A 14,966-nucleotide genomic window follows, 5' to 3' on the forward strand; every position below is an offset into this window, starting at 1 on the left:
GACGGTGCCCGGGTCGAGCAGGTGCCTCTAGACCGGGTCCGCGGCGTCGTCGAGCGGCAGCTGGTCGGTCCCGGCGGGCGCCGCCAGACCGAGGTGCCGCCAGGCAGCGGGCGTCGCGATGCGCCCGCGAGGCGTCCGCGCGAGGAAGCCGAGGCGCACGAGGAAGGGCTCGGCGAGCTCCTCGACGGTCTCGCGCTCCTCACCGACGGCGACCGCGAGCGTGCTGATGCCGACCGGTCCCCCGCCGAAGCTGGCGCACAGCGCCTGGAGCACCGCCCGGTCCAGACGGTCCAGACCGAGGTCGTCGACCTCGTACAGGGCGAGTGCGCTGCGGGCCTCGCCGTGCCCGACGGTGCCGTCACCGCGCACCTGGGCGTAGTCACGCACCCGCCTCAGCAGGCGGTTGGCGATGCGCGGGGTCCCACGCGAGCGGGACGCGATCTCGTGGGAGCCGTCGTCGGAGATCGTCAGGTCGAGCAGTCGCGCGGACCGCTCGACGATGCGCTTGAGCTCGGCCGACTCGTAGTAGTCCAGCTGGGCGGTGAAGCCGAACCGGTCGCGCAGGGGTCCGGGCAGCAGACCGGCCCGGGTGGTGGCCCCGACGACGGTGAAGGGCGGGATCTCCAGGGGGATGGCCGTGGCACCCGGGCCCTTGCCGACGATGACGTCGACCCGGAAGTCCTCCATGGCCATGTAGAGGAGCTCCTCGGCCGGGCGCGACATGCGGTGGATCTCGTCGATGAACAGGACGTCGCCCTCGTCGACACCGGAGAGGATCGCCGCGAGGTCGCCGGCGTGCTGGATCGCGGGCCCGCTGGTGAGCCGCAGGTGGGCGCCGAGCTGGTGGGCGATGATCATGGCGATCGTGGTCTTGCCCAGGCCGGGCGGGCCCGACAGCAGCACGTGGTCGGGTGTCCGCCCCCTCCCCTGGGCCGCCTCGAGCACGAGGGACAGCTGCTCGCGCACGCGCTCCTGGCCGACGAGCTCCTCGAGCGTGCGAGGACGCAGCGCCGCGTCGAACGCCCGGTCGTCGGGCGTGGCCTCGGCGAGGACCGCGTCGAGCCCGTCGACGTCGTAGGCGGATGCCTCGGGATAGGAGTCGTCGTGCACGCCGCTCACGCCTTGGACAACGATCGGAGGGCGAGACGCAGCAGCTGGCCGACGTCGGGCGAGTCGCCTGCGGCGTCGGAGACGGACTCGATGGCCTTCTCCGCGTCGCGGGTGGACCACCCGAGACCCTCGAGGGCCTGCAGGACCTGGGCACGCCAGGGCGCGGCGGAGGTTCCCGCCGCGGCGGACGTGGGGAGCACGGGACCGACCCGGTCCTTGAGCTCCACCACGATGCGTTCGGCGCCCTTGCGACCGATGCCCGGGACGGAGGTGAGCGCGGCGTGGTCGGACTCGGCGATGGCGCGTCGCAAGCGGTCCGGCGGGAGGACGGCGAGCATGGCCTGGGCCACCTTGGGACCGATCCCGCTGGCCGTCTGCACGAGCACGAACATGTCGCGCTCCTCGGTGTCGGCGAAGCCGTAGAGGGTGAGCGAGTCCTCGCGCACCACGAGCGACGTGGCCAGCTGCGCCTGCTCCCCGAGCCGCAGCCGCGCGATCGTGCCCGGCGTGCAGTAGACGTGGTGGCCGAGGCCGCCGACGTCGATGACCGCGGAGTCGAGCGAGAGGGCGGCGACCTCGCCGCGCACGTGGGCGATCATCGAACGGACTCCTTCAGCTGGGCCTGCGCCTGCTGCAGGCGGTTCTGCGCTCCCCCGCGCCAGATCTGGCAGATGGCCAGGGCCAGCGCGTCGGTGGCGTCGACCGGCTTCGGGGCCTCGGCGAGCCGGAGCAGCCGGACCACCATGGCGGCCACCTGGGCCTTGTCGGCCCGACCGCTGCCGGTGACGGCGGCCTTGACCTCGCTGGGCGTGTGCAGGCGGACGTCGATGCCGTGCCGCGCGGCGACCAGCATGGCCACGCCGCTGGCCTGCGCGGTGCCCATGACGGTGCGCACGTTGTTCTGGCTGAACACCCGCTCGACCGCGACGACCGCCGGACGGTGCAGCCGGACCGCCTCCTCGAGCCCCTGCTCGAGCCGGTGCAGCCGCTTGGCCGTGTCGAGGTCGGCAGGGGTGCGCAGCACGTCGACGTGGACGAGGTGCAGCGGTCGACCGACCGAGCCCTCGACGACGCCGAGGCCGAGGCGGGTGAGCCCGGGATCGACCGCGAGCACACGCGTGGGAGAACGCATGTTCGAACGATAACCCGCTCCCACGACGCCCCACCGGACGCCACGCCGACCGACGCACCTCCCGCCGGCACCGACGTCCGATGCTCCTGGCGGACCTACTCCTCGTCGAGCGCGGCGAGCACCTCGTCGCTCATGTCCACGTTGGAGTAGACGTTCTGGACGTCGTCGAGGTCCTCGAGCGCGTCGACCAGCTTGATGACCTTCTTGGCGCCCTCGACGTCGACCGGCACCTCCACCGATGGGACGAAGGAGGCCTCCGCGGAGTCGTAGTCCAGACCGGCGTCCTGCAGCGCGGTGCGGACCGCGACCAGGTCGGACGCCTCGCTGATCACCTCGAACGCCTCGCCGTGGTCCTTGACCTCCTCGGCACCCGCGTCGAGCACCGCCAGGAGGATGTCGTCCTCGCCGGCGTCCTGGGCCGGCACCTGCACGACGCCCTTGCGGTGGAACATGTACGCGACCGAGCCCGGGTCGGCGAGGTTGCCACCGTTGCGGCTGACCGCCGTGCGGACCTCCATGGCGGCCCGGTTCTTGTTGTCGGTGAGGCACTCCACCAGGAGGGCGACGCCGCTCGGGCCGTACACCTCGTACGTGATCGTCGTGTAGTCGACGGCGTCCTCGCCGATGCCGCCGCCGCGCTTGACCGCACGGTCGATGTTGTCGTTGGGGACCGACGACTTCTTGGCCTTCTGGATCGCGTCGTACAGCGTCGGGTTGCCGTCGGGGTCGGGCCCGCCCTGACGTGCCGCCACCTCGATGTTCTTGATCAGCTTGGCGAACATCTTGCCGCGCTTGGCGTCGATCGCGGCCTTCTTGTGCTTGGTCGTCGCCCACTTGGAGTGGCCTGACATCCCCTGCCCCTTTCCGCGCCACCCCGGCGGGTGGCGGATCCCTACGTCGTCACGAGGTCCAGGAACAGGCGGTGCAGGCGCAGGTCGTCTCCCACCTCGGGGTGGAACGACGTCGCCAGCACCGAACCCTGCCGGACCGCCACGATCCTATCGGCAGCACGGTCCGTCGCGCCCGCCGCGGCACCCGGGCCGACCGGGACCGCGGCCAGCACCTCCACGCCCGGGCCCGCCTCCTCCACCCAGGGGGCGCGGATGAACACCGCGTGGACGGGGTCGTCGAAGGTCGTGAAGTCGACGTCGGCCTCGAAGGAGTCGACCTGCCGACCGAAGGCGTTGCGCCGCACCGTGACGTCGAGCCCGCCGAAGGTGGCCTGTCCCTCGGCACCGTCGACGAGCCGGTCGGCCAGCATGATCATCCCGGCGCACGTGCCGAACGTGGGCAGCCCGTCCGCGATCCGACGCCGGAACGCCTCGGCCACGCCGAAGACGTCGGCCAGCTTGATCATCGTGGTGGACTCCCCGCCGGGGATCACCAATCCGTCGACGCGGTCGAGATCCTCCTCGCGACGCACCGTGACGGCCCGGACGCCCAGCGCCTCGAGGGCCTGCACGTGCTCGCGGACGTCCCCCTGCAGGGCGAAGACGCCGATGGTCGGTGAGATCACCGGGACAGCGTAGTGAGGTCACCCCGCCCGAGCCGGAGTGGCTCGGGACGGCCGCGGTCGCCGGCCTCCGTGCCCGGATCGTCGCACGCCCCGGTCCCCCGCCAGGAGGACCGGCTCAGAGTCTCGTGCAGGGGGCGTTGTTGCCGTTCCCGGTGTAGCGGAAGGCGCCCGACGGGGCCGAGGTGCCGGCGGCATTGACCGACCGGACGGAGATCTGACCCGTGGCCCCACCGATGTTGAAGTTGGCGTTCGGCGTGAAGGACGTCGCCGTGGTGCTCGCCGTGCCGACGGGGTTGGTCCAGCTGACCGTGTAGGACGTCGCGCCCGCCACCGCGTTCCACGTGATGGTGATGTCGCCCCCGGACCGCGTGCAGGTGGCGATCGTCGGCGCGACCGGCGCCGCGGCCTGCCGCGCGAACGTCCCGCTCGTGAGCCTGGCGGTGTCGCTGTAGTAGGCCTGGGTGGTGGGTGTCGAGGGCAGGCCGACCAGGGCCAGGGTGGCCACGGCACCGACGGCCACGGCGGTCGCGCGGGCACCGGTGCGGTGGGGCGCGCCGGCCGCGTCCGTCCCGAGGAACCGACGACGGCCCGGTCGCGATCGATCGCCGCGCACCGCGACGAGCAGCACGATGCCGACGAGGAGGCCGCCGAGGAACGTGCCCGGGGTGCCGGACAGGAATGCGGCGACGTAGCCGAGCTGAGGGACGTCCGCGACGATCCTCGGCGCCGACGACACGACGTACGGCGTCTCGTCCGGCGCGCCGTTGGCATCGCCCTTCAGCACGAGGATGGCCCGGTCCTGGGCATCGATCGTCAGGTTCTGGATGCGGTGGGTCACGTTCACCCCGGCCGGGGTCTGGACCGTCACGACGTCGCCGGTGGCGAGCTCGGATGCGGGCACCGTGCGGGCGATGCCGAGCGCCCCGGTCTCGATGGCCGGGGACATCGACCCCGACTGGAAGACGACTGGACGCACGTCGAATGCGACGGCGACCGCGGCCAGCAGGAGGCAGAGCACTCCGGACAGGGCACCGACGGTCAGGGCGCCCTCACGGAGCCGCTCGACGAGGCGCTCCCGGGCGGTCGGCGGCTCCTCGATCCAGAGGAGCCGCGGCTGCGACTCCCCGGTCACGGGGCGCCGACCTGCTTTCCGGTGATGGTGAACGTCACCTTGGCGTTCTGGCCCTGCCCGCCGGTGGTGCCGCTCGGGAGCGTCGCGGTCACGCAGAACGACTCCGTGCCGGTGGCGGCCACGAGCGTGCGCAGCGTGCCGGCGGTGTTCGCGATGATCGTCGTCCCGGCCCCGATCCCACCGGTGAACACCTCCAGGCCACCGGTGCACGCAGTGCCCTGGTCGTTGACCGTGCCGCCCGCTCGCACCGAGTAGGTCAGCAGCGGGGCGAGCGCTCCAGTGGCCGTGGCAGAGGCGTGGTAGTTGGCCGTCAAGGTGCCCACGTTCTGGATCTGTGAGGAGGCCGCAACGCTCTGGCCCGGAGCCAGGTTGTCGGCCTTGAAGGCGTTGGAGAACCCGACCGGGTCGTCCTCGACGCCGTCGACCTGGATCTTGAGGCTGCCGGCCTGGAAGGTGCCGCCTGTGACGGTGGCAGTGTCCGTCCAGTAGGCGAGCGTCCCGACGGTGCCGAGGCCGAGGACGACGCCAAGGGTCATCACGGCTCGGCCGCGGGTGGAACGCAGGGGACGGGTGGCGCGGCGCGCGATCGAGCTGGTCATGGCGTGTCCTGTCGGGTGTGCGGGCGTGCGAGTCGAGTACGGGTGGAGAGTCCGGCGCCGAGACCGAGAGCGAGGGCGGCGGCCGCGAGGAGCCAGCTGGGGGTGAGGGATCCGGTGTCCGGCAGGAGTCCGCCGCGGTCCGACGTGGAGCCACCGTCGGAGCCGGCAACGCCGCCGTTGCCGGTGCCGGCACCCCCGTCGGTGCCGCCGTCCGCACCACCGTCGGTGCCTCCGTCGGACCCGTCCGAGTCGTCGGGCCCGTCGGGACCGTCGGGGTCCTCCTCCGAACCGCCCCCGATCTCCTGGGTCTGGGTGAGGACCACGTCGAAGCCGAGCGAGGCGGAGCGCAGCCGGGTGCCGTTCGGGGCGTCCTCGTCGAAGGTCACCTCGACCTCGACGGGCACGACCTGGGAGCCGGGCACGGGCGCGTCGACGAGCACGGTCGAGGGGCCGGGGCCAGTGGTGGCCTCACCCTCGCGAGCGGGGGTGCGCACGACGACGCTGACCCATCCGTCGTCCAGGAGCGACTCCTGGCCGTCGGGGCGCAGCGTGACGTCGAGCCGGGCACCCTGCGGTGCGTTGTTGCGCACGAAGAAGGTGGCGGTCTCCACGTCACCCGGCACCCAGCGCATCGCCGGGTCGAAGAGTGGGGCGGTGATGTCGGGCGTCCAGGTGGCGCCGTCGAGGCTGAGGCTCAGCTCGTCGTCGGCGTGGGCGGCAGCCGGGGTGAGCAGCAGCGCTCCGGACGCGAGCGCGACGGCCGTCAGGCGACGTGCCGGGGGGTGGATCCTCACGCGAGGGTCTCCTGGTCCTGGGGGATGGTCGAGCCCGCGGCGCGTCGGGTGGCCCGACGCTCGCGCACCGCGGCGGTGGCGGCGTACCCGGCGTAGACGAGCAGGGCGAGGCCCACGACCGTCACCCCGCGCTGCCGCCAGGCGGCGTCGATCGCGGTGTTGAGCCGTCCGAGCTCCTGCACGCGGTACCAGAGGACGCCGCGCACCTGCTCGGCGCGCACCACCTCCGGGTCGCGAACCGCGTTCGCGTCGCCCTGGGTCCACAGCACCGGGGTGCCGTCGGGCTCGGTGGTGCGGGCGATCACGCGGTGGGTGGCGACGGTGGGGTCGCCGGACTCGAGCTGGAAGGTGACGACCTGACCGACGAGGATCTCCTCGAACGGTGCGGGGCGGCTCACCACGAGGGTGCCGGGTGGGAGGGTCGGCTCCATCGACGAGGTGAGCACCGTGTAGGGGGTGGCTCCCGCCATGCGCGGGACCACGACGACCACCGCGAGCACGGCGACCACCGCCGCGACGACCGCCCAGGCGAGGGCCTGGGATAGTCGTCGGGCGGTGGTCGCCGCGCTGCGCGTCATGGTGGTGGGGTCCGTCGATCAGGGAGCGACCGGCGCGACGGGGGTGTCGCTGTGGACCTGCGTCGCGGTGACGACGTAGTCGGTCAACGAGACGGACTCGCCCTGGGAGTCGTTGTCGACCGCGTCACCGTAGGGGAACGTGACGGTGACGGTGCTCGTGAGCACCTCCGGCGCGTCGTCCTCGGTGATCGAGGTGACCGTCTCGCCGTCGACCTCGAACGCCGTGCTGACCACGACGTCGTCCGCCAGGCCGCCCGACGTCACCGCGCCGACGGCGGCGAGGTCGGCCCGCAGGTGGTCGCCGGTCGCGTCGATGTCGAACGTGCAGGTCTTGGTGGCCACGTCGCCGGGCACCAGGAGGGTCGCGGTCTCGCCCGGGGCGTCCTCGTTCGCGTCGAGGATCCATGCCGAGCAGTCGGCCTCGCCGAGCGTCAGCGTGCCGGCCGTGAGCGTGCTGGCGCCCACGGTGGCCGAGTCGGACCAGAAGGCGAGGGTGGTGGCGCCGCCGGTGAGCAGGACGCCGGCGCCGACGGCCGCGAGGGCGGCCTTGGTGGACTTCTTCATGGGGATCCAATCGGGAGGAGAGGGTGGTCCGGGGTGGGCCGGACCGGGTCCCGACGACACCGGGACCCTCGAACCTCCCAACGACCCCGACGGACGAAGTCACGGTCGGCCCCCGCAGTGCGCACCAAGATCCCCCGAAGGAACTAGACCGGCATGGCCCGACCGGCCGGACGCGGCCAGTCGGATGGGCCATCGGTGCCATGCGGTCGTCCACCGCCGGTTCGCCGCGCAGGGATCGCGACGAGACCTCAGGTCCAGGCGCCGCAGGTGAAGCCGAGGCCGAGCAGCACGAAGGTCCCCGCGCGCGTCGAGGTGGCGGTCCAGCCCGAGCCCGGCAGGGTGGCCGTGACCTCGATGGTGAAGCTGGAACCGAGCAAGGACCCGAGGAGCCCACCGGTCACGGTGACCGAGCGCTCCGTCCCGCTGCTCGTGACGACGAGCGAGGTGCCGGTCTCCCGGATCACCGCCGTGTACGCGAGGCCGGGGGCCGCGGTCCAGGTCGTGGTGAGGCTCTTCGTCCCCACGACGGGGTTGCTGACGGTGCACGCGAGCGCTGCGGGCTTGGTGACCGCGAAGGAGGCGAGGGCGCCGGAGGTGACGGTCGCGCCGCGATCCTCGAAGGTGGCCGACGTCGGCGTGACGAGGGTGGGGACCACGTGCCCGAGCCCGAGACCCAGCAGCATCGCGGCGACCCCGGCTCCGACCCCGACCCCGACCCCGTGTGCTCGCGATCGGTCCTGACGCCGGTGCCGGCCACCGGGGTGGCGCCCGCGCCGAGGACGCTCGCGTCCCGACCCCGCGCGACCGGCACCCAGGACGAGGAACAGGCACAGCCCCAGCCACGCTCCCGAGACGAATCGGCCCGACGGTGACGAGACGGCGTCCACGACGTGCCCGGCGGCCGGCACGGAGGTGACCACGCGTTCGACGCGGGTGACGGTGTAGGCCTCGGCATCGGGCGAGGCGTTGGCATCGCCGCGCAGGGTGAGGACCGCCGTCGTGGTGTCCACAGGGTCGATCTCGACGACCCGGTGGGTGACGCGCACGCCGGCGGCGTTGACCACGCTCACGACGTCGCCCACCCCGATGGCCCGCGCCGGCACCGACTCGGCGAGGGCGAGGTCGCCCGCGGCGATCTGCGGTCCCATCGAGCCCGAGGTGAAGATCATGGGGGTGAGGCCGAGGACGTGGATCGTCGCGGCCCAGGCCAGGCAGAGCCCGCCCAGACCGGCACCCGACCAGAGGACGGTCTGACGCAGCCGCTCGAGCACGACGATCAGCCCAGCTGCGTGGCGTCGAAGACGAAGGAGGCGGTCGCCGATGCCCCCTGTGCGGCGTTCGCGGTGCCGCTCGGCAGCTCGACGCGCAGGCAGATGTTCTCGCTCATCGTGGCGCTGGACAGCGTGCGTGGGGAGGCGATCACGTCGCTCGCGGTGCCGGTGAGCGTCACCCCTGTCACCAGGGGCGTGCCGCCGCACGTGTTGGTCCGCAGGCCCGAGGAGCTCGCCGTGCCGGCCGCTCCCGCCGAGACGGTCCACCTCAGGTAGGGGGCGAGCGCGCCGGACGCGGTCGCCTTGGCCGTGTAGGTGAAACCGACGGTGCTCGCGGCCCGCTGGACCGGGACCGTCACCGCCACGCTCTCCCCCGGGACCATGTCGGTCAGCGCGAGGCTCGGCGACGTCGTCGTCCCGCCCGCTCCGGCGAGATTGCCTGCGACGAGCAGGTCGAGCGATCCCGTCTGGATCGTGCCGGCATCCAGGACCGCATCGTCGGTCCAGAACGCCATGGTGTTGACCGAGCCGAGACCGACCACCAGACCCATGGCCAGCAGCGCCCTCACCCATCCACGACGACCTCGGCTGCGACGTCGACCCGCATGCCTGCTCATGACCACACCTCACGATCCACGCGGAGGCGCGAGGCGAGCAGGACGCCGACGAGCGCAAGGCCAAGGCCACCGAGGACGATCCAGCGCGGCGTGGCGGAGCCCGTGTCCGGAAGATCCCCCACCGTGTCGCCGGCCGACGGACTAGCACCGTCCAGGTCGTCGCCGGGCTCGCCCGCGGCGGCGTCGGCGAGCCTCACGCGGAAGGCGATCGCCAGGCGCCCGACCTGTGACTGGTTCGTCGACGCCTCGTCGAAGGTCGCGTTCACGTCGACGCGCACCGCCGCACCCTGCTCGATCGTCTTCTCGGTGAGGAGGGTCGAGGTGACCTCGTTGCGCAGGTCGACCCACGCACCCTCCGCCGCCCGCGCACGCAGGTGGATGTCGTCGTCGGCCAGCAGCTCGTCGGAGTCGAGGCTGCGCACCTCGATGGTGATCGCGGACCCGCTGGGCCCCTGGTTGCGGACGAAGAAGCTGCTCGTCCGCGTGTCGCCAGGGACCCACCGCAGGCCGGGGTCGAACAGTGGCTCGTCGAGGTTCGACGACCAGGACGTGCCGTCCCGGCTGATGCCGATCTCGTCGGCCGCGTGCGCACCGACAGGGGCGAGCAGCGTCACCGCCACGACCGTCGCGGGCAGCAGGCATCCATGCCTCATCGCGCTGATCCCTCCTTCTCCTGGTCGTCGTCGCTCGTCCTGCTTCCCGGACCGCCGCGCCAGGCGGGCGCCGCCGCGACGAACATCCGGCCCGCGTAGAGCAGGAGCCCGGCCGCGACCAGCTGGACCGCTGCCTTCCGGTGGAACCCGTCGAGCAGGGAGTGGGCTCTGCCGAGGTGCGGCACCGCGTACCAGAGCCGCCCCCGCACCTGCTCCGGCTGGACCGGCGCTGCATCGACCACGTCGTTCGCATCGCCCTGGGTGGTGAGCACCGCCGTCCCGTCGGTCCTGACCCCGGAGCCGACCACACGATGGGTCACGACCGTCGGGTCGCCGGACCGCAGCTGGTAGGTGATCACGTCCCCCACCGAGACGTCGCCCATCTCGACGGGTCGGACCACCACCAACGTGCCCGACGGGAGCGCCGGCCGCATGGACCCGGTGAGCACCGCGTAGGGGGTCGCGCCGGCCAGCCGCGGCACGAGCACCGCAGCAGACAGCGAGCCCGTGGCGGCCAGGATCACGGCCCAGGCCAGGGCCTTCACGACGACCTGCCACCCGCGAGACACGACGATCCGCGATCAGCGACCGGTCACGGGTTCGGGTCGTTCTGCTCCACGGAGACCGCGATGGCGTTCAGCGTCGCAGCGACCTCCTGGGAGTCGTTGATGTTGATCGGCGCCACGTCGTCCTCGGCGGTGCCGTAGGGGAACTCCACCGAGATGGTCGCGGTGACCAGACCGTCGTCGTCCTCCGTGATGGCAGCGGGCAGCGCGTCGCCGAGAGCGTCCTCGTACGTCGCGGTCACCGTGGCGGTCAGCGGGGTCACGCCGGCGAAGGTCGCCGTGGCCGGGACGGTCAGGTCGGCGTTCAGGTTGTCGCCGGTGGCCACGATCTCGAACGTGCACTCCTTGGAGATCACGTCGCCCGGGACGGCCGGGCCGACCGTGCCGGTGGCGCCTGCGCTGCCGGTCGCGTAGACCCAGTCGGCGTCGCAGGTCGGGCTCTCGAGCTTGAGCTCGCCCGATGTCACGCTGCCGCCGGGCAGGTCGACGGAGTCGCTCCAGTACGCCAGCGTCCCGGCGCCACCCAGGAGCAGGACGGCGGCCACACCCGCGGCCAGCGCACCCTTGATCGAGTTCTTCATCGCGTGCTCCCATGTCTCGAGGCGCGGCGCTCCCTACGCCGGCACGAGGGACGAGCCCTCACCTCGAGCATGCGACGTGAGATCTGCGTCACATGGGCATACGGGAAAAGTAGGAGACAAATCCCAAAGACCGGGGCGGCACCCCCCGCCGCCGGGTGCGGCTACCAGCCGCGCTCGGCGAGGCGGTGCGGCTCGGGGATCTCGTCGACGTTGATGCCGACCATGGCCTCGCCCAGGCCGCGCGAGACCTTGGCGACGACGTCGGGGTCGTCGTAGAACGTGGTGGCCTTGACGATCGCCTCGGCGCGCTGGGCCGGGTTCCCGGACTTGAAGATGCCCGAGCCCACGAACACACCCTCCGAGCCCAGCTGCATGACGAGCGCGGCGTCGGCCGGGGTCGCGATGCCGCCGGCGGTGAAGAGGGTGACGGGCAGCTTGCCCAGCTCCGCGACCTCCTTGACCAGCTCGTACGGCGCCTGGAGCTCCTTGGCTGCCACGAACAGCTCGTCCTCGCGCAGCGACTGCAGGCGACGGATCTCGCCGGTGATCGTGCGGATGTGCGTGACGGCGTTCGACACGTCGCCCGTGCCCGCCTCGCCCTTGGAGCGGATGAAGGCCGCACCCTCGGTGAGCCGACGCAGCGCCTCGCCCAGGTTGGTGGCACCGCACACGAACGGGACGTTGAACGCCCACTTGTCGATGTGGTTCGCGTAGTCCGACGGCGTGAGGACCTCGGACTCGTCGATGTAGTCGACACCCAGGCTCTGCAGCACCTGCGCCTCGGCGAAGTGTCCGATGCGGGCCTTGGCCATGACCGGGATCGAGACCGCCGACACGATGCCGTCGATCAGGTCCGGGTCGCTCATGCGCGCCACGCCACCCTGGGCCCGGATGTCGGCCGGGACGCGCTCGAGGGCCATGACGGCCACGGCGCCGGCGTCCTCGGCGATGCGCGCCTGCTCGGCGTCGACGACGTCCATGATGACGCCGCCCTTCAGCATCTCGGCCATGCCGCGCTTGACGCGCGCGGTACCGGTCGACTGGGGGCTGGTGCCGTCGGGGGACGTGGAGGGGGTCTGCTCGTTGCTCACCCCTCGAGTCTATCGGCCGCCTCTGGCGGCCTCGACGACGTCCACCATCCGGCGCCGGTCCACCACCTTGCGACGTGGACGTCCTGCCCTGCGCCCCGCCTCGCGCTCGTGCGCGTCGAGCAGCAGCCAGCCCTCGCGGTCGAGGACACCGGCCGTCGCCCGCAACGGCTCCGGCCGGTCGACGGCCTCGATCCGTCCCTGCGCCACGTCGGAGAGCAGGTGGTTGACGGTCTCGAGCGAGCACGACTTGTTGGTGCCGATGAAGCCGGACGGACCGCGCTTGGCCCAGCCGACGACGTAGGTGCGCGGAAGCACGTCACCGCCCGGCACGTCGAGCACGCGTCCGCCGACGTTCGGGATGCGATGGGTCACCGGGTCGAACGGCACCCCCGGGACCGGAGCGGACCGGTACCCCACGGAGCGGAGCACCGCCCGGGTGGGGATCACGTCGTGGTCGCCGGTCGGCACCGCTGCGACCACGCCGTCGGGTCCCGTCACGAGACTCGTGCGCGTGACCTCGAGCCCGGTGACGGACCCGTCCCCCAGCACCGCCACCGGTGCGACGAGGAAGCGCAGGACGACGTGCCGTCGAGCCGGGTCGGCCTCGGCGACCGTCCCCTCCCGCAGGAGGCGGCTCTTGACGTCGTCCCCGTCCAGCAGCTCGCGCTGCGGCACGACGACGTCGAGGTCGGGGTGGTGCAGCAGCCCGACGAGCTCGGGCACGGTGAAGGCCGCCTGGGCCGGACCGCGTCGCGCCAGCACCTCCACCACCCTCACCCTGCTGACGCGCAGGGCGTCGAGGGCGTGGTCGGCGATGTCGGTGCTCGCCAGCGACTCCGGATCGCTCAGCAGCACCCGCGAGACGTCGAGCGCCACGTTGCCGTTGCCGACCACCACGATGCGGTCCCCCGACAGGTCCAGCGGTGCCTCCACGTGGTCGGGGTGTCCGTTGTACCAGGCCACCACGTCCGTGGCGGTCGCGTTGCCGGGCAGGTCCTCCCCCGGCACGTCGAGCCGCCGGTCCACGGCCGCGCCCGTCGCGTAGACCACGGCGTCATGGGTGGCGAGCAGCTGGTCGTGCGTGACGTCGGTCCCGACCTCGACCCCGAGCTCGTACGCGAAGCCGGGGTGGGACTCGATCTTCTCGAACAGTCGCCCGATGTCCTTCGTGTGCTGGTGGTCGGGTGCGACGCCGGCCCGGACGAGTCCGTGCGGGGTCGGCAGCCGGTCGAGGACACGGACCCGCACCTGACGCTGCTTGAGCAGCTCGTCGGCCGCGTACAGCGCGGCCGGACCGGCACCGACGACGGCCACGCTCAAGCGTCGCGACCCGTCGATGCGCACGACCGGCGGAACCGGCGCCTGCGCCGGGCGGGTCGGCGACTCGAGCCCGTTGCCGACGTCGGAGTCGGCGTGGAAGAGCGCGTTCAGCTCGACGAACACCCGCTCGTCGGCCGTGAGCCGCGACTCCGGCTTGATCGCTCCCACCGGGCATGCCTTCACGCAGGCTCCGCAGTCGACGCAGGCCTGAGGATCGATGTAGACCATCTCGGCCGTGGCGAAGTCCGGCTCGTCGGGCGTGGGGTGGATGCAGTTGACGGGGCACGCGAAGGCGCAGGCCGCGTCACCGCAGCACGGCTGCGTGACGACGTGGGTCACGGGTCAGACCGTGTCGACAGAGACGGGGTCGACCGAGGCGGGGTCGGCCAGACGCGCGGGCGGCTCGCTGCGGTACCGGGCCGGGCGACCGTCGATCTTGAGCCAGCGCCACATGCGCCGCGAGGACCGTGTCATGAGCGTGGACTCCTCGGCCAGCATGCGCACGTCGCTGAACAGCTCGGAGAGGAACACGCGCGACTCCGGAGCGTCCCAGTAGAGCTCCTTGACGACCTCCTTCGGCACGCCCATCTCGGTGCGCAGCTCCTTCGGCGGCACGAGGATGAGGTCGCCCGCGATCCGCATGATGATCGGGAACAGCATCGACATGACCCACCGGTCGACCTTTCCCAGGTTCGGGCCGCTGCGCATGACGTAGGCGTGCGCGAACGAGATGTGCCGCGCCTCCTCCGCCACGTGGATCTGCATGATGCGGCGCATGACCGGCGGGATCGTGGCGCCCTCGCGCAGCATCTTCTTCTGCGTGTGGTCGATCGGCTCCTCGCCCGCGAGCACCGCGATGAAGAAGCCGAGCGGGTACCGCGAGGCCATGAGCGGGATGATCCCGTGGATCGCCCGCATCCATCGCGGCATGCCCGGGACGTCGGCGCCGATGCGGTTGATGCACTCCTGGAACATCTGCGTGTGGTGGCACTCCTCCGTGGCCTCGTGGGTGAGGTAGCGGAACTCGGCCGACCCGTTGGGGCGGGAGAAGACGTACTGCATGATCCCGCGGATCAGGAGGTTCTCGAACTGCAGACCGACCTTGAAGATGTTCGCGTAGCGCCACATCCCGATCTCGATCTGCCGCTCGACGGGGAGCGACTTGTACCAGGGGTGGGCACCGAGCGGGTCGGCCTCCGGAAGCACCCAGTGGGCGTCGGTCGGGTCGATCGCGAAGTCCGGGTGGTCCCACGGGACGTCGACGAAGGCGTCGAAGTGACGGTCGACCGACGCCTGGGACAGCTGGGTCAGCGTGGCCTCGTACTCGCTGCGCGTCAGCGAGGCCAGCGCGTCCTGGGTGCGGTCGAGGTCCTGCTCGTCCATGAGGGTCATACCGCGAGTATGTGACCCCGATCTCTACGTGTCAAGAGTGATGTCACATT

18 protein-coding genes are annotated in these 14,966 nt (G+C 72.1%); all 18 read right to left on the bottom strand.

What is annotated here, in order from left to right; genetic code table 11:
• Positions 1–27: 27 nt before the first annotated feature.
• The 18 genes from ruvB to ASF35_RS17370 all read right to left on the bottom strand — a co-directional run bounded on the left by ruvB (position 28) and on the right by ASF35_RS17370 (position 14,916).
• A complete protein-coding gene (gene ruvB, locus ASF35_RS17285; protein ID WP_055970593.1) occupies positions 28–1,110 on the bottom strand; it encodes a Holliday junction branch migration DNA helicase RuvB in 1,083 nt (360 codons plus the stop codon).
• Between the two features lie 5 nt (positions 1,111–1,115).
• Positions 1,116–1,709 carry a Holliday junction branch migration protein RuvA gene (ruvA, locus tag ASF35_RS17290; protein WP_055970486.1) on the bottom strand — a complete coding sequence of 198 codons (594 nt, stop codon included), beginning with the start codon at positions 1,707–1,709 and terminating at the stop codon, positions 1,116–1,118.
• Positions 1,706–2,242, bottom strand: coding sequence for a crossover junction endodeoxyribonuclease RuvC (locus tag ASF35_RS17295; RefSeq protein WP_055970488.1), 537 nt, complete (start codon positions 2,240–2,242; stop codon positions 1,706–1,708). Before ASF35_RS17295 ends, ruvA begins: the two co-directional genes overlap by 4 nt.
• Positions 2,243–2,337: 95 nt before the next feature.
• A complete protein-coding gene (locus ASF35_RS17300; RefSeq protein ID WP_055970490.1) occupies positions 2,338–3,093 on the bottom strand; it encodes a YebC/PmpR family DNA-binding transcriptional regulator in 756 nt (251 codons plus the stop codon).
• A gap of 41 nt (positions 3,094–3,134) precedes the next feature.
• Positions 3,135–3,758, bottom strand: a complete 624-nt coding sequence (gene pdxT, locus ASF35_RS17305; protein WP_055970492.1) for a pyridoxal 5'-phosphate synthase glutaminase subunit PdxT — start codon at positions 3,756–3,758, stop codon at positions 3,135–3,137.
• A 115-nt stretch (positions 3,759–3,873) separates the two neighbouring features.
• Entirely contained in the window at positions 3,874–4,890 is a 1,017-nt protein-coding gene (locus ASF35_RS17310) for a signal peptidase I (protein WP_055970494.1), read from the bottom strand.
• Entirely contained in the window at positions 4,887–5,489 is a 603-nt protein-coding gene (locus tag ASF35_RS17315) for a TasA family protein (protein ID WP_055970496.1), read from the bottom strand. Before ASF35_RS17315 ends, ASF35_RS17310 begins: the two co-directional genes overlap by 4 nt.
• Positions 5,486–6,283, bottom strand: coding sequence for a hypothetical protein (locus tag ASF35_RS17320; protein WP_055970498.1), 798 nt, complete (start codon positions 6,281–6,283; stop codon positions 5,486–5,488). Before ASF35_RS17320 ends, ASF35_RS17315 begins: the two co-directional genes overlap by 4 nt.
• A complete protein-coding gene (locus ASF35_RS17325) occupies positions 6,280–6,861 on the bottom strand; it encodes a signal peptidase I (protein ID WP_055970500.1) in 582 nt (193 codons plus the stop codon). The genes ASF35_RS17320 and ASF35_RS17325 overlap by 4 nt, the downstream gene beginning before the upstream one ends.
• 18 nt (positions 6,862–6,879) lie before the next feature.
• On the bottom strand, positions 6,880–7,425 hold the full coding sequence (locus ASF35_RS17330) for an alternate-type signal peptide domain-containing protein (RefSeq protein WP_055970502.1): 546 nt from the start codon (positions 7,423–7,425) through the stop codon (positions 6,880–6,882).
• A 248-nt stretch (positions 7,426–7,673) separates the two neighbouring features.
• The gene (locus ASF35_RS17335; protein WP_055970504.1) at positions 7,674–8,696 is read right to left on the bottom strand and encodes a signal peptidase I; all 1,023 of its coding nucleotides are present in this window, start codon (positions 8,694–8,696) and stop codon (positions 7,674–7,676) included.
• 5 nt (positions 8,697–8,701) lie between these two features.
• A complete protein-coding gene (locus tag ASF35_RS17340; RefSeq protein WP_082495589.1) occupies positions 8,702–9,313 on the bottom strand; it encodes a SipW-dependent-type signal peptide-containing protein in 612 nt (203 codons plus the stop codon).
• A complete protein-coding gene (locus ASF35_RS17345; protein ID WP_156368086.1) occupies positions 9,310–9,966 on the bottom strand; it encodes an LPXTG cell wall anchor domain-containing protein in 657 nt (218 codons plus the stop codon). Before ASF35_RS17345 ends, ASF35_RS17340 begins: the two co-directional genes overlap by 4 nt.
• Positions 9,963–10,535 (bottom strand): signal peptidase I, encoded by a 573-nt coding sequence (locus tag ASF35_RS17350; RefSeq protein WP_200931796.1) that lies wholly within the window; start codon positions 10,533–10,535, stop codon positions 9,963–9,965. The genes ASF35_RS17345 and ASF35_RS17350 overlap by 4 nt, the downstream gene beginning before the upstream one ends.
• 23 nt (positions 10,536–10,558) lie before the next feature.
• Positions 10,559–11,113, bottom strand: a complete 555-nt coding sequence (locus ASF35_RS17355) for an alternate-type signal peptide domain-containing protein (RefSeq protein WP_055970510.1) — start codon at positions 11,111–11,113, stop codon at positions 10,559–10,561.
• A 161-nt stretch (positions 11,114–11,274) separates the two neighbouring features.
• Positions 11,275–12,204, bottom strand: a complete 930-nt coding sequence (gene pdxS, locus ASF35_RS17360; RefSeq protein ID WP_055970511.1) for a pyridoxal 5'-phosphate synthase lyase subunit PdxS — start codon at positions 12,202–12,204, stop codon at positions 11,275–11,277.
• Positions 12,205–12,213: 9 nt separating this feature from the next.
• Positions 12,214–13,863, bottom strand: a complete 1,650-nt coding sequence (locus tag ASF35_RS17365; RefSeq protein ID WP_055970517.1) for an FAD-dependent oxidoreductase — start codon at positions 13,861–13,863, stop codon at positions 12,214–12,216.
• A gap of 3 nt (positions 13,864–13,866) precedes the next feature.
• On the bottom strand, positions 13,867–14,916 hold the full coding sequence (locus tag ASF35_RS17370; protein ID WP_055970519.1) for a diiron oxygenase: 1,050 nt from the start codon (positions 14,914–14,916) through the stop codon (positions 13,867–13,869).
• Positions 14,917–14,966: the final 50 nt, after the last annotated feature.

It is taken from the genome of Aeromicrobium sp. Leaf291, from assembly GCF_001423365.1.
GTDB lineage: Bacteria > Actinomycetota > Actinomycetes > Propionibacteriales > Nocardioidaceae > Aeromicrobium.